This is a genomic window from Paenibacillus sp. (genome assembly GCF_031177825.1).
Taxonomy (GTDB): Bacteria; Bacillota; Bacilli; order Paenibacillales; family YIM-B00363; genus Paenibacillus_AE.
Genome location: NZ_JAPSKE010000002.1, coordinates 393,651 through 407,891 on the forward strand (window position 1 = coordinate 393,651; position 14,241 = coordinate 407,891).

The 14,241-nt window shown below is 62.3% G+C and carries 10 protein-coding genes and 1 pseudogene; 7 read left to right on the forward strand and 4 right to left on the reverse strand.

All coding sequences use genetic code 11. From position 1 onward, the window contains the following. Window positions 1–42 precede the first annotated feature (42 nt). The 3 genes and pseudogenes from RIN49_RS03995 to RIN49_RS04005 all read left to right on the forward strand — a co-directional run. A pseudogene (locus RIN49_RS03995) lies at window positions 43–507 on the forward strand (class II aldolase/adducin family protein); the annotation flags it as partial. Window positions 508–513: 6 nt separating this feature from the next. Beyond that, complete coding sequence (locus RIN49_RS04000) at window positions 514–2,190, forward strand: ribulokinase (RefSeq protein ID WP_309118860.1); 1,677 nt, start codon at window positions 514–516, stop codon at window positions 2,188–2,190. A gap of 209 nt (window positions 2,191–2,399) precedes the next feature. Next, window positions 2,400–3,761 carry an MATE family efflux transporter gene (locus tag RIN49_RS04005; protein ID WP_309118861.1) on the forward strand — a complete coding sequence of 454 codons (1,362 nt, stop codon included), beginning with the start codon at window positions 2,400–2,402 and terminating at the stop codon, window positions 3,759–3,761. Window positions 3,762–3,842: 81 nt separating this feature from the next. Here RIN49_RS04005 and spoVB read toward each other — a convergent pair whose 3' ends face one another. Then, on the reverse strand, window positions 3,843–5,399 hold the full coding sequence (gene spoVB, locus RIN49_RS04010; RefSeq protein ID WP_309118862.1) for a stage V sporulation protein B: 1,557 nt from the start codon (window positions 5,397–5,399) through the stop codon (window positions 3,843–3,845). Between the two features lie 124 nt (window positions 5,400–5,523). Between spoVB and RIN49_RS04015 the strand changes: the two genes are divergently transcribed. The 3 genes from RIN49_RS04015 to RIN49_RS04025 all read left to right on the forward strand — a co-directional run bounded on the left by RIN49_RS04015 (window position 5,524) and on the right by RIN49_RS04025 (window position 8,615). Further along, window positions 5,524–6,660 carry a winged helix-turn-helix domain-containing protein gene (locus RIN49_RS04015; protein ID WP_309118863.1) on the forward strand — a complete coding sequence of 379 codons (1,137 nt, stop codon included), beginning with the start codon at window positions 5,524–5,526 and terminating at the stop codon, window positions 6,658–6,660. Between the two features lie 89 nt (window positions 6,661–6,749). Further along, window positions 6,750–7,988 carry an MFS transporter gene (locus RIN49_RS04020; protein ID WP_309118864.1) on the forward strand — a complete coding sequence of 413 codons (1,239 nt, stop codon included), beginning with the start codon at window positions 6,750–6,752 and terminating at the stop codon, window positions 7,986–7,988. Window positions 7,989–8,081: 93 nt separating this feature from the next. Continuing rightward, on the forward strand, window positions 8,082–8,615 hold the full coding sequence (locus RIN49_RS04025; protein ID WP_309118865.1) for a hypothetical protein: 534 nt from the start codon (window positions 8,082–8,084) through the stop codon (window positions 8,613–8,615). Window positions 8,616–8,747: 132 nt separating this feature from the next. Here the strand turns inward: RIN49_RS04025 and RIN49_RS04030 are convergent, their stop codons facing one another. The 3 genes from RIN49_RS04030 to RIN49_RS04040 form a co-directional block, all read right to left on the reverse strand. Next, on the reverse strand, window positions 8,748–9,593 hold the full coding sequence (locus RIN49_RS04030) for an undecaprenyl-diphosphate phosphatase (protein ID WP_309118866.1): 846 nt from the start codon (window positions 9,591–9,593) through the stop codon (window positions 8,748–8,750). 132 nt (window positions 9,594–9,725) lie between these two features. Further along, window positions 9,726–11,033, reverse strand: coding sequence for a hypothetical protein (locus RIN49_RS04035; protein ID WP_309118867.1), 1,308 nt, complete (start codon window positions 11,031–11,033; stop codon window positions 9,726–9,728). A 124-nt stretch (window positions 11,034–11,157) separates the two neighbouring features. Continuing rightward, window positions 11,158–12,051, reverse strand: coding sequence for a helix-turn-helix transcriptional regulator (locus tag RIN49_RS04040; protein ID WP_309118868.1), 894 nt, complete (start codon window positions 12,049–12,051; stop codon window positions 11,158–11,160). 138 nt (window positions 12,052–12,189) lie between these two features. On the opposite strand from RIN49_RS04040, the gene RIN49_RS04045 reads away from it, so the two are divergent. After that, complete coding sequence (locus RIN49_RS04045) at window positions 12,190–14,133, forward strand: glycoside hydrolase family 127 protein (protein WP_309118869.1); 1,944 nt, start codon at window positions 12,190–12,192, stop codon at window positions 14,131–14,133. Window positions 14,134–14,241 lie beyond the last annotated feature (108 nt).

Below are 14,241 nucleotides of genomic sequence, written 5' to 3' on the forward strand. Positions count from 1 at the left end.
ACCTTATGCGAATGTACCGGAAGGAGTGTCGCCAGTCGTGTCACTCACCTCGTGTTGTACCAAGCGTTCACTCGCATCGGGGGCATCGTGCATCCGCACGCGCCTTGGGCGACGAGTTGGGCGCAGGCCGAAGGTCGCTTACCGCCGCTCAGCACGACGCATGCCGACTATTAGTACGGCGCGATCCCTTGCACCCGCCCGATGACCGAAGCGGAAATTCGGAACGGATACGAACGCGAGACGGGCAACGTCATCGTCGAGACGTTCCGCGACACCGACCCGATGCATATTCCCGGCGTGCTCGTCTACAACCAGGCGCCGTTCAACGATCCGCACGACGCGGTTCACAATGCGGTCGTGCTGGAGGAATGCGCGAAGATGGCGCTTCACACGTACGCCCTCAACCCGGCGGCGCAGCCGATGGATCAAGCGCTGCTCGATAAGCATTTCCTTCGGAAACACGGGGCGAACGCCTATTATGGACAATCCACCGCCGAAAGGGGTTAACCACAGATGAGTTCCAAAAAGTATGCGATCGGCGTCGACTACGGCACCGAATCCGGGCGTGCCGTATTGGTCGACTTGAGCGACGGCGCGGAGATCGCCGACCACGTGACGCCATACCCGTACGGCGTCATCGACGAGGCGCTGCCGGAATCCGGCGTCCGCCTCGGCCGCGAATGGGCGCTGCAGCATCCGAACGACTACCTTGATGTGTTGAAGCGCTCGGTGCCGGCCGTCGTGCAGGCTTCCGGCGTCGACCCTACCGACGTCATCGGCCTCGGCATCGACTTCACGGCATGCACGATGCTGCCGGTGGACGCTTCCGGCGAGCCGCTCTGCTTCAAGCCGGAGTTGAAAGCGGATCCACACAGCTGGGTCAAGCTATGGAAGCATCACGCCGCGCAGGACGAAGCCAACAAAATCAACGCGATCGCCGCGCAGCGAGGCGAAGCGTTCCTGCCGCGCTACGGCGGCAAAATTTCGTCCGAATGGATGATCGCGAAAGCTTGGCAAATTCTCGACGAGGCGCCGGACATTTACGACCGCGCCGACCGATTCATGGAAGCCGCCGACTGGGTCGTCAACCAAATGACCGGCAGCTTCGCGCGCAATAGCTGCACGGCCGGCTACAAGGCGATCTGGCATAAGAAGGAAGGATACCCGAGCAAGGAATTTTTCAAAGCGCTCGATCCCCGCCTCGAATCCATCGCCGAGACGAAGCTGCGCGGCGACGTCGTGCCGCTCGGCACGAAGGCCGGCGAGCTGACGGAAAGCATGGCCGCGGCGATGGGCCTTCCGGCCGGCATCGCCGTCGCCGTCGGCAACGTGGACGCGCACGCGGCCGTTCCGGGCGTCGGCGTCGTCGCGCCGGGCAAGCTCGTCATGGCGATGGGCACGTCGATCTGCCATATGCTGCTCGGCACCGAAGAACGCGAGGTCGAAGGCATGTGCGGCGTCGTCGAAGACGGCATCATTCCGGGCTACCTGGGTTACGAGGCCGGACAATCCGCCGTCGGCGACATCTTCGCCTGGTTCGTCGACAGTAGCGTTCCGGCATATGCGTACGAAGCCGCGAAGGCGGAAGGCGAAAACATTCACGCCTATCTCGAGCGGAAGGCTTCCGCATACAAGCCCGGCGAGACGGGCCTCGTCGCCCTCGACTGGTGGAACGGCAACCGATCGGTGCTCGTCGATACCGAACTGAGCGGCCTGTTCCTCGGCATGACGCTCTCGACGAAGCCCGAAGAGATGTATCGCGCTTTGCTCGAAGCGACCGCGTTCGGTACGCGGAAGATCGTCGAGGCATTCCATTCGAACGGCGTCCCGGTCGACGAACTGTACGCGTGCGGGGGTCTGCCGCAGAAAAACCGGCTGTTGATGCAAATCTACGCCGACGTGACGAACCGCGAAATCAAAATCGCGGATTCGAAGCAAACGCCGGCGCTCGGCGCTGCGATGTTCGGCGCCGTGGCGGCGGGCGCCGCGAACGGCGGCTACGACAATATCGTCGACGCCGCGAAGAGAATGGCCCGCGTGCGCGAGGAGACGTTCCAGCCGATCCCGGAGAACGTCGCCGTCTACGAGAAGCTGTACCAAGAATACAACGCCTTGCACGACTATTTCGGCCGCGGCGCGAACGACGTCATGAAGCGGCTGAAGGCGATCCGCAACGCGGCGCTTCATTAATAACTTTTTCCAAACATGAGGACGCTGAGCTGCGCCTCAGCGACATGGCATGGAAATTGAAGTAAACCTGTTGTATGATATAGGTTCGAACACGAAGACCGGCAGGCGCTTCCGCGACTGCCGGTCCTTCGCGTTCGGTCAGGTCCGGCGGGAAAGCGGTACGTCCGCAGGATTCGCCTGTCCATATCAATCGAAGGGAACGGAATCTCATGTATCACGCGAAATCCGCCAAAGACAAACTGCGCTTATTCCTAACGATCATGTGGCCGATCCTCGTCACGCAGGTCGGCTACAACGCTATGACCTTATTCGATACGATCATGTCCGGCCGCGCCGGCACCGCCGACCTGGCGGGCGTCGCCATCGGCTCGAGCCTTTGGATGCCCGCGTACGTCGCTCTAACGGGCGTGCTGATCGCGGTCACCCCGACCGTCTCCCAGCTCGTCGGCGCAGGCCGAATCGAGCGCATCGCGCCGTCGGTGACGCAGGCGTTCTACATGTCGGCCATCATCGCCGCGTTCGTCTACGTCGCCGGCGCGCTCGCCCTCGACCCGATCCTATCGATCATGAAGCTCGACGCCGACGTGCACGACATCGCGAAGCGGTATTTGGTCGCCTTGTCCTACGGCATACTGCCGTTGTTCCTGTCGGGCGTCATCCGGAATTACTTCGACGCGCAAGGGTATACGCGCATCACGATGGCGATCGTGCTGTTCGCCGTGCCGTGCAATATCGTACTGAATTACGTGCTCATCTTCGGCAAGCTCGGCTTTCCCGCGATGGGCGGCGTCGGCGCCGGCTATGCCACCGCCGCGACGTATTGGCTCATCTTCCTGATCAGCGGCGCGCTATGCTTCCGCTTGGAAGCGCCTCGGGCGCAAGGATTGTTCCGCCGCTGGCCGAAGCCTTCCCTGCGCGCCTTCAAGGAACTGCTTGCGATCGGCGTTCCGATCGGATTGTCCATCTTCTTCGAGGCGAGCATCTTCTCGGTCGTGACCCTGCTCATGGGCACGTCGTTCGATACGGTGACGATCGCTTCGCATCAGGCGGCGATCAGCTTCTCGGCCCTCTTGTTCATGATGCCGCTCAGCATCTCAATGGCGCTCACCATCATGGTCGGCTACGAGATCGGCGCCGGCCGGACCGCCGACGCGAGGCAGTACAGCATCATCGGCGTAGCCGCCGCCGTCAGCGTCGTCGCCGCCATGGCGGTCGTCGTGTATTTCAACCGGGGCTTCATTGCCTCCTGGTTTACGGAAGCGCCCGAAGTCGCCGCGATGACTAAGCATTTCCTCATCTACGCGATTTTCTTCCAGCTGTCCGACGCGTCCCAAGCGTCGCTGCAAGGAGCGCTCCGCGGGTACAAGGACGTCACCGTGCCGTTCGTCACCGCCTTGATCGCCTATTGGATCATCGGCATTCCGGCCGGCTACGCCTTGTCTTGGACAGCGCTCGGCCCGTACGGCTTTTGGATCGGCATCACCGCCGGCCTCACCTTCGCGGCGGTCGGCTTCGCGATCCGGCTGCGTCTCGTGCAGCGGCGCGCGCAGCTCCCGTCGCGCGGCGCGTAATCGCCAATTCCTGCAACGCAAAGGCATCCTATACTGTAAATTTACAGTTAGGATGCCTTTTCTTCGTCCGTTTCATGAACGTTACCGCATCCGCGCGCCGATCGTCAGCGCCAAGTTGCGAATTTGCCGGGGTCCGATGGTGTCGCTGAGCGCCAGCGCACCGAAGTAAACGGCGAGCGCCGCAGCCATCGAGCCGACCATCGCCCATAGCATCGTAAAACCCGACTCGATCAAGCTCGCATACAGCAGCTGGCCGGTAATCCCCATCAGCACCATGCAGATGCCGACCTTCACGTATTTGCGAATGTCCATGTAAAATCCGATCACGCTCGAAATCGACATGAAGTTCAACCCCGTCAAAATAATCATGCCGATGCCGAGACCGTACGCGATGCCGACGATGCCGAACTCGCTGCCGAGCACGAACAACGCCAGCGCCTTGAACGCCGTGGCCACGATGTAATTCCACATAGACGCGTTCGCCTTGCCGAGACCGAGCAAGATCGCGTGCAGCGGCGCGTCGAAATAATGCAGGAAGAACATCGGCGCAAGAATTTTCAACAGCGGCCCCGCTTCCGGAGAGTTGTAAATCAACGTGGTGAGCGGCGTCGCCCACTCGAACAAGATGACCGTGCTCGGCGCTCCGATCAAGAGAGCGAGCCGCATCGCCTGATCCATCCTCTCGTGCATGAGCAGTCCGTTCTTGTTCGCGTTCGCCTCGCTGATCGCCGGGATGAGCGCCGTCGACAGCGAATGCGTCACGAAGCTCGGCAAGAACAGCAGCGGGAACGCATACCCCGCCAGCATCCCGAACTGCTGGGTCGCGAGCGCGGTGCCGATGCCGGCGAGCGCAAGGCTCTTGGTGATGAGCATCGGCTGGAACGCGCCGTAGATGGAATGAATGACGCCGTGACCGGTCGTCGGCAGCCCCATCTGCAGCAGCTCGCGCAGCGTGCTCTTGCCGTGCCGGAGACGATCCGCGAACGATTCCCTGACGACTCCCTTCTCCCGGAACGCCTTGTAGCTCGCGGACAGGAAGAGCAGCTGCGTCGCTTCGCCCGCGACCGAAGCCAGCATCGCGCCGGCCGCCGCGTAAGCGATGCCGTACGGCATCAAAATATGGACGAGCGCCAAGACGCAGGCAAGCTGCACCGTGTTGTCCAAGATGTCGGAGAAGGCGATCGTGGTCATCCGCTGTTTCCCGCGGAAATACCCCTTCAGCACGGCGGAGACGGCGACGATCGGCGCGATCGGCGTGATCGCGAGCATCGCGTAGTAGGCTCGCTGATCGGTCAGCAGGAGCGACGCGATCCACTCCGCGCCGAGCAAGGAGACGCCCGTCAAGATGACGCTGAGCGTCCCCGTGACGAGCACCGATATGAACAAAATTCGCTTGATTTTCGTCCGATCGCCTTTCACGTCCGCCTCCGCGACGAATTTGGAAATCGCCACCGGCAGCCCGAGCTCCGTGACCGTGATGACGAGCGGCACGAGCGGATGCGCCATCATGAGCAGCCCGATCCCTTCCGCCCCCAGAATTCGCGCGAGAAACATGCCGCTGACGAATCCGAGAATCCGATTGACGAAAGCGGCGGCCGACAAGACGAACGTTCCGCGTATGAATGATTGCTGTGCCATGCGCACCTCTCCGTTCCAGAATACTTCATTGTATTCACGAATCGGAAAAGCATGCGAACATGTCCCTCCGCCTGATATAATATCGACATCGCATGCCTTGGATGAGACGGAGAGGACAATCACGATGCACCCGATCGAGCTCGATCGCGGCACCTGGACGGCGACCTGCCTGGGAGAAGCCGTACGACTGCTGCCGAAAGAATTTCAATTGCTGGAGACGCTTCATCGTCACGTCGGCAAGACGCTGTCGCGGGAGCAGCTGCTCGACGCGGTATGGGCGCTCGAATCGCCGATCGACCGGACGGTGGACGATCACGTCTATCGGCTGCGCAGGAAGCTCGCGGCTTGGCGGGATGCGTACGCAATCCGCACGGTCCGCGGCGCCGGATACCGGTTAGAGGCGAAGGCGGCGCCCGCCGAACGCCGCGCGAACCCGCTGCTCGCGGACCCGGTCCATGCCGAGCGGATGCGCGAGCTGCTCGATACGAACTTGCTCTACGGGAACGGAGACGCGCTGCTGGCGCTGGCGACTCGCCCCGACGTGTTCGGCTTCGAGCTCGACGCGCCGCTGCGGTCGTTCGTTCCGTTCCTGGAAGGGCGGTTCCGCGAATTCGTCGAAGACCGCATGCCGTTCGGAGACCGCGTCTTCTTCCTGCTGCACTTGTTCCACCTCATGAAACCTCGGGAAAGCAGGCCCTATGTCGAAGCGGCGCTGCGGCAACGCGTCATGCCGGACATCTGGCATACTGAAGTGGAGCTGTACAATATCATCTTTATGCTCATGGACTGGGGCGAGACGGACGCCGCGGCGGCGAAGCTCGAGAAGCTGTGGCCGGAGGCGCTGGACGGAGAGTATGGAAATTTGGTGCCGTATCTCGCGAACCTTCGGTTGGAGTCGTGTATCTTTCGCAAGCGTTGGGACGAAGCGGAGCGCGAGATCGAACGGATCGAGCAATTGATGCGGAAATACCCGTTCCAGCGGGAAGAAGGTCGATTCGCGGTGCTTTCGGGCCTTGCGCTGTATCGCGAACGGCCCGAGGCCGGCCTCGAACGCATCGACGACGGGCTCGCCACGCTGCGCCGCACGCGTTTCGTTCCGCATCTGGCCGGCGCGCTCGACGCCGTTCTGCGGTACGCGGCAGCCGAAGGCAAGCCCTCTCTCGCGAATCGATACCGCCCCGAGTGGGAGCGGCTGCTGTCGGACACGGAGATGCTCGACGTTCTTCCGGCGATCGAGGCGGAGCTTCGAAAGCTGCTGTAAATTTTCGATACGCGAAAGCCTTCTGATCTTTCTCTGACATTCGCGCGATACGATACGCGTACAGAGATAGAACTCAGGAGGTTTTTTTCATGTCTACCTTATGGTCCCCCCTTCGCCTGCCCGGCTTCCGTCGGTTGTTCGCGGGGCAAGCGCTGTCCGACTTCGCCAATTGGTCCGATTTTCTGGCGTTAAGCACGGTCGTCGTGTACGTCTGGGGGCACGGCGCGCTCGAGCTCGCCTTGCTTTCGGTTTGCATCGGCCTTCCCTACGTCGCCGTCGGCCCGTTCGTCAGCTTGAAAATCGGGCGCCTCGACGCGCGAGCGGTACTCGTCTTCTGCGACGTCCTTCGATTCGCGGCCGTGATCTCCATGCTGTGGACGGAGTCGCTGCCCGCGCTCTTCGCCCTCGTGTTTATCAAGATGTGCGCCTCCTCCGTATTCGATCCGGTCCGGCAAGCGTCCATTAAGCGCCTCGTGCCCGAGGACCGTATCGCCGAGGCGAGCTCGCTTAGCCAAGTCCTGGTGAACGGGACGAAAATTATCGCGCCGATGGTCGGCGGCGTCTGCATCGCCCTATGGGGCGCCTTCTCCCCGTTTTGGCTGGGCGCGGGGCTGTATCTCCTGTCCGCGGTCATTCTGGCGGGGCTCCCGCGGCTGATCGGCGAGGCCGCCGAACGGGCGAAGACGCGGTTCAAGGACGACATGAAGGACGCGCTGAAGTACGTGCGGGGACGGCCCGCGCTGCTGTACGCGATTATGTACCTGTCGGTATGGATGTTCTTCGTCTTCTTGTACGATGCGCTGTTCGTCTTGTTCACCGAGCGGCTCGGGCTCGGGGAAGCGTCGCTCGGCGTGCTTATGAGCGGCGTGGGGATCGGCAGCGTGCTCGGCTCGCTCGCCGCCGGGAGGTGGACGTTCTGGAAGGCGTATCCGCTGAAGCTGATGAGCCGGCTCGGCATCGTCTCCGGCGCGTTCATCGCCGTCGTCGGCATCGGCGCGTTCGGCTGGCTGCCGGCGTCGCTGTGGCTGTGGTGCGCCGTGTTCGTCGTCCTGGGCTTCCTCGGCGGGTTCGACGCGGTGCCGTACGGCTACGTACTCCAGACGGAGACGACCGATGCGACGATCGCGCCGGTGTCGGCGCTGGCGAACGCGCTCCAGACGGGCTCCATGCTCGTCGCTCCGCTGCTCGGCGCCGCGCTCGCGTCCTGGATCGGCGTCGGCGGCGTGTTCCTTGCCGTCGGTCTCGGCATGATCTTGTTCGCCGCGACGATTCTAGGCAAGCTGTCCGACCGGGAAGCACGCGCGGCCTGCTTGGAAACCCAGACTTAAGTCGGGCTTCGGTTCCCATCGCAAAGCCCTAGATTCGTTCGCTCCAACCTCATACAATGAGTACAACAGATTTAATCGGTTGGAGGAACGGCAATGAAGGCGGTATACATCGTATTAACGGACACGGGCACGTTGTTCACGCGGATGATCAAGCGGTTCACGAAAGCGCCCTACAACCATGCGTCGATCGCGCTGGACGGAGAGCTCGGGGACATCTACAGCTTCGGCCGCAAGAGCTTGCGGCTGCCGTGGAACGCGGGATTCGTAAGGGAGCGGCGGGACGGCGGCATCTACGTGGTGCTGAAGCGAACGACCTGCGTCGTCTACGAGCTCCGTCTCGACGACGAACGATATGAGCGGGTCGTCCGGGAAATCCGGCGTTTCGAAAGCGAGGCCGACCGATACGGGTATAATTTTCTCGGATTGCTTAATTTCTTGTTTCCTTGCGAGTTCCGCAATCGGAATTCGTATTTCTGCTCGGAGTTCGTGGCGACGGTGCTGCGAAACGGCGGGATCGACTTGCTGAAGAAGCCGCCGAACGCGACGGCCCCTCACGATTTCATGGCGGCGCAGGGGCTTCGTCCCGTGTACGAAGGGCCGTTGGCGGCGTACAGCCGTTCCTGCTGAAAGCCGAATCGCCTCCCGCAATCGCCGCGGGAGGCTTCTTTCGTTCGCGCGAAGCGGTCGAGCCGGCCGTTCAGAATAAAAGCCGCCCCGTCGCAATGGACGAGGCGGCTTCTTCGTTCCCGAAGACGAAGCTTAGAAGAAAAACACGAAATAGATGACGGCCGCCAGCACGAGCCGATAAATCGCGAACGGCACGAGCTTGACGCGGTTGATGAGCTTCAAGAAGAAGCGAATCGAAATCATGGCGAAGACGAACGCGCTTACGAAGCCTGCGATGAAGAACGGGATCGCGTCGACCGTGAAATATTCGAGGTTCTTCACGAGCGAGATGAGGCTCGCGCCGGCCATGATCGGCACCGCCATGATGAACGTGAAGTCGGCCGCCGTTCGATGATTCATGCCGATCAGCACGCCGCCGGAGATCGTCGCGCCCGACCGGGAGAAGCCCGGCCAGAGCGAAAAGCATTGGATCAAGCCGACGATGAGCGCCTGCTTGTAGGTGATTTGGTCGAGCGTCTCCGTCTTCGGCCGTTTCGGACGGAAGCGGTCGGCGATAATCATGAGCACGGCGCCGAGCACGAGGCCGATGAGCACCGTCTCCGCGCTGAACAAGTGCTCGTCGATGTAATCCTCGGTCAATACGCCGAGTACGCCCGCCGGGATCAAGCCGACGATCACCTGCGCCAGCTTCAGTCGCTCGCCGGCCGGCGCGGAGGACGCCGCCTTCCCTCCGACGAACCGCCGGAGCCCGAGCAGGTCGATGAACCGATTGCGGAACATGACGACGACGGCCAAGATCGAGCCGAGCTGGATGACGACCTTGAACGTGTTCGCCGCGTATTTACCCAGAAACTCGTCGGAGCGAAGCCACAAGTCGTCGACGATCACCATATGTCCGGTGGACGAGACGGGCGCGAATTCCGTCATCCCTTCGACCAGTCCGAGAATGATCGCTTTTAAAATCGTAAAAAAGTCCATTGATTCTCCATTGCTCCTTCCTTATGTACGAGGCTTGACCGGATAATGATAACGCCCTCGCACTGGAAAAGGCAAGCGACCTAAGTCGGGGCCGCCGCCCGCGCGAAGTCGCGTTCGGGAGCGTCGGCCGGCTTACCCCGCCATCTCGTCGTCGAAGCCGGCGACGATCGAAGCCGCTTCCGGCAGCCGCTCCGCGAAGAACGCCATCCCTCGCTTAAACGCGGCGAACCCGTATAGCATGGAGCTCCAATCGATCACGGTCACCTTCTCCGGATACCACCGGTTCGGCAGCTCCAGATGCCGCCACGAATACCGATGCAGTCCGTACTTGTAAGCCGCCCGGAAGTCGGCTTCGTCCTCCGGTCGTTCGGGGTTCGCGTACCGGTCGTACGGGATATGAAGCTTATACAGCGCATACAAGTCGAAGACGCCCGCCGGATACACCGGCAGAAATCCAGCGACGATATAAGCCGACGCGATGTCGCCCGGCGCGTCGTTGATTTTGTCCGCATGATACGTCGGGTACAGCCCGTCGTTCGCCCCGGCCCCGTACCCCCACACGTACGAAGGAACGTCGACGGCTTCCTTCCACTTCAACCGGTCGGCCATGCAAGCATTTTCGAAAAATTGTCGATACTTCGGGCTCTTCGCGTAATCTCCTACCAAGTAGAAAGGGAATTGATGCACGAACGACGATAGGAACGCGCCTTCCCTCGTCGCGTCCGTCAAGACCGGAATGTCGCGGTAACGCGCTTGCGGCAGCTCAGGGATGCGGTGCTCGGCGAAGCTGCGCTCCCACAGCTCTCGAATGTCCGCGTCGTCCGGCCGGCCGAGCAGCGCGAGGTACGAGACGAGCACGTACTCGTTAAACGCCGGAAGCGGCGCCGTACCGCGACCGTTCCTCACGATCATATGGATCGCTCCAGCGTGCTTATCGGCGACGACGACGCGCCAGTCGATCGACCGCAGCAGCGCGTCCGCCATCTCGGCGATGACCGGCGTCCGGTCTTGGAAATGCCGCCCGGCGAACAACGCTCCGGCCACGAGCAGCGACGTATCGATGGTCGAGATTTCGGAATGCAAATTTTCGCCGGTCTCCATATCGACGAAGTGCGCGAAAAATCCGGTCGCCGCGTCCCTCGCCGGACGGCAGCCTTCGACGCGGCCCGTCGCGCCGCACAGCGTGACGATCGCCTTCGCCATCGCCTCGTCGTCCCATCCCTCCAAATCGGCGACGCACAACGCGATCAGCCCGACGCCGGTCGCCGCGATGGAGCAACGCGACTCCGGGTTGACGCCCATCGTCATGTACGCGTCGCCGTACAACCCGGTGCGCGGGTTGCGGCAGGCGTCGACCAAGGCGTACGCGTCACGGTATTGACGGTCGACGAAAGTCTGCACGTCTTGCGGGAGTCGATCGTAAAACCGAGTCGTCTCCATATAGCGATCCCCTCCTTGCCGACAAGCGCTAGAAATTATGCTCTCATCTAAGCGTACCGCTCGCTCGCCTTTCTGGGAACGGCCGAATTTTGGAACGGGAGCCATTCCATGCATGCTGCTCGCGCTACACGCGCCCCCGCTCGCGGAAGCGGCTTCGGAACCGGATCGGCGTCTCTCCCGTCTCCCGTTTGAAGTTATTCGTAAAATACGGCGCGTACGCATACCCGACCCGTTCGGCTACTTCCGCGATGCGAAGATCGGTCGTCGCGAGCAGCAGCTTCGCCTGTTCGATTCGATAGCGCTGCAGGTAGGCGAGCGGCGTGCACCCGAACGTCTCCTTCATGCAGCGCAGCAAGTAATTCGGATGGAAATGCAGCGCTTCGGCGAGCGTCCCGTTCGTAACGTCCTCCGCATAATGGCGTTTGATATAAGCTTCGATGCGTTCCGCCACCCGCCACACGTTCGCGCCGGTCTCGGGCGGCCGCCCGAGCTCCAGCAACCGCAGCAAGTCGTGGAACCGCCGTTGATCGTTCCAGAACGACACGTATCGTCCCTGAGCGGAGGCGTCGTACAGCTCCTTGAGCGCCCGGAACGTCTCCTCCGGCAGCGGGACCGGGCCGCTCTTCGAAAGGCGCAGCGCGCGCGGGGCGAACCAATCGTGCCAGCCGGGTTTGTGCGCGCGGCGCGGGTCCTCCCAAGCGATGTTCCCGTTCCGAATTTCGACGTATGCGCCTGGCGCGTCGAAGTGAATCCAGTAGAACGACGTCCGAACGTCGCACGGTTTGACCGGGTAGTGATGCCGTCCGGGCAGCAGCAAGAGCGACTGCCCTCGCTCTACGTTCCAATGCCGGCCCTCCTCGCCCATGTAAAGGACGCCTTCGTCGACGACGAGCAGATCGAAGACGGCGAAGCCGCTGCGGGCCGGGTGCTGCTCCCCCGGCTCGTACGCGGTGCGGCCGCACTCCAAGAAATAAGGCAGCGGCGGCACCTCCACCGAAACGTACGCCGTCTCTTCCATCGCGATTCCCCATCCCTTTTTGTGTGAAATTTTATAAAAAAGAAGTTAGAAGCATGCGTTCTCCCCTTCTATCGTAAACGGTACAATGCAAGATGACAAAAGGTTTTCCAAAATATGTACCGCGGCGGAGGGGTTCGGATGGAACAGGTGCAATCGAGTAAGGTCACGATTCAAGACGTCTATTGGTCGAAGTATAGGAAGCTAGTGAGAGAGACGGTGCTCCCTTATCAATGGGAGGCGCTGAACGATCGGGTGCCCGGCGCGGAGCCGAGCTACGCGATCCGAAATTTCCGAATCGCGGCCGGACTCGCCGAAGGGACGTTCGGCGGGTTCGTATTCCAAGACAGCGACCTCTATAAGTGGTTGGAAGGGGTCGCCTATGCCCTGGCCGAAGCGCCGGACGCCGCGCTTGAGCGATGGGCAGAAGAAGCGATCGATCTGATCGCCGGCGCGCAGCGGCCGGACGGCTATATTAATACGTACTTTACCGTCAAGGAACCCGAGAACCGGTACGCGAACTTAACCGATTGCCACGAGCTGTATTGCGCGGGTCATCTCATCGAAGCGGGCGTCGCCTACTACGAAGCGACGGGCAAGCGAAGGCTGCTGGACGTGTGTTGCCGCCTCGCCGATCATATCGACCGCACGTTCGGACTCGAAGCAGGCAAGCGGCGCGGCTACGACGGGCATCAAGAAATCGAGCTCGCTCTCGCGAAGCTGTATCGCGTCACGGGGAACGAGACATATCTCCGGCTCAGCCGGTACTTTCTCGACGAGCGCGGGCGATCGCCGAATTTCCTCGTGGAGGAATGGGAGCGTCGAGGCCGCGTCTCCTATTGGAAGGGCAACCACAGTCAACCGAATCCCGAATATCACCAGGCGCATCTGCCCGTACGCGAGCAGCGGGTCGCGACGGGACATGCGGTGCGCGCGGTCTACATGTACGCCGCCATGGCGGACGTCGCGCGGGAGACGGGGGACGCGTCGCTTCTTTCCGCTTGCCGTACGCTCTGGGACAACATGACGCGGAAGCAGATGTACGTGACCGGCGCGATCGGCTCGACGCACCATGGCGAAGCGTTCACGTTCGACTACGACTTGCCGAACGATACCGCCTATGCTGAAACCTGCGCCTCGATCGGGCTCATCTTCTTCGCTTCCAGCATGCTGCGCCTCGAAGCGCGCGCCGCTTACGCCGACGCGATGGAGCGGGCGCTGTACAACACGGTCATCGGCAGCATGGCGTTGGACGGCAAGCATTACTTCTACGTTAACCCGCTCGAGGTGTGGCCGGAGGCTTGCGAGCGAAATCCCGGGAAGCGGCACGTAAAACCGGTCCGTCAGCCATGGTTCGGCTGCTCCTGCTGCCCGCCGAACGTCGCTCGTCTACTCGGTTCGCTGGATCGATACATTTACTCTTCGACGGAAGACACCGTCCATGTTCATCTATTCATCGGAAGCGAGGCGTCCTTCGAGGTCGGCGGCGGCCGCGTGACGCTCAAACAGACGGCATCGCTGCCGCGGACGGGCGACGTCCGCTTCATCGTGTCGCCCGAAGCCCCGGAGCGGCGGTTCGCGTTGGCGCTGCGCGTGCCGTCCTGGTGCGGCGGGGACGCGGCGCTGCGCGTGAACGGCGTCGCCGCCGCGTACGAAGCGCGCGACGGCTATGCTTACGTCGAGCGCGTTTGGCAGGGCGGGGATACGGTCGAATGGACGCTCGCGACGCCCGTCCTGCTGCTGGAAGCTCGCCCGGACGTGCGGGCGAACGCGGGCAAAGCCGCGCTGCAGCGCGGTCCGCTCGTGTACTGCTTCGAAGAAGCGGACAACGGCGCGCTGGTGTCGGCGCTGTCGATCCGCGAAGGCGCGGTCTGGACGCCGCGGTACGACCCCGACCTGCTCGGCGGGGTCGTCGTTCTCGAGGGCGACGGCTTCCGCGACGCCGCGGACGGCTGGGACGACGAGCCGTATCGTCCGTTCCGCCGCGAGATCCGGCCGGTCGCGCTTCGGGCGGTGCCCTACGCGGTATGGGGCAACAGAGGCGTCGGGGAGATGACGGTGTGGCTTCGCGTTACGGCGCCGTAAGCGGCTTGACGTCCGCGGCGACGCTGCCGAGCATCGCGCGTCGACGAACGATGCGATGAGCCGGCGGCCGGCGCTCGGCAGCGCCAGACCGCTCGGCATCGATGCATC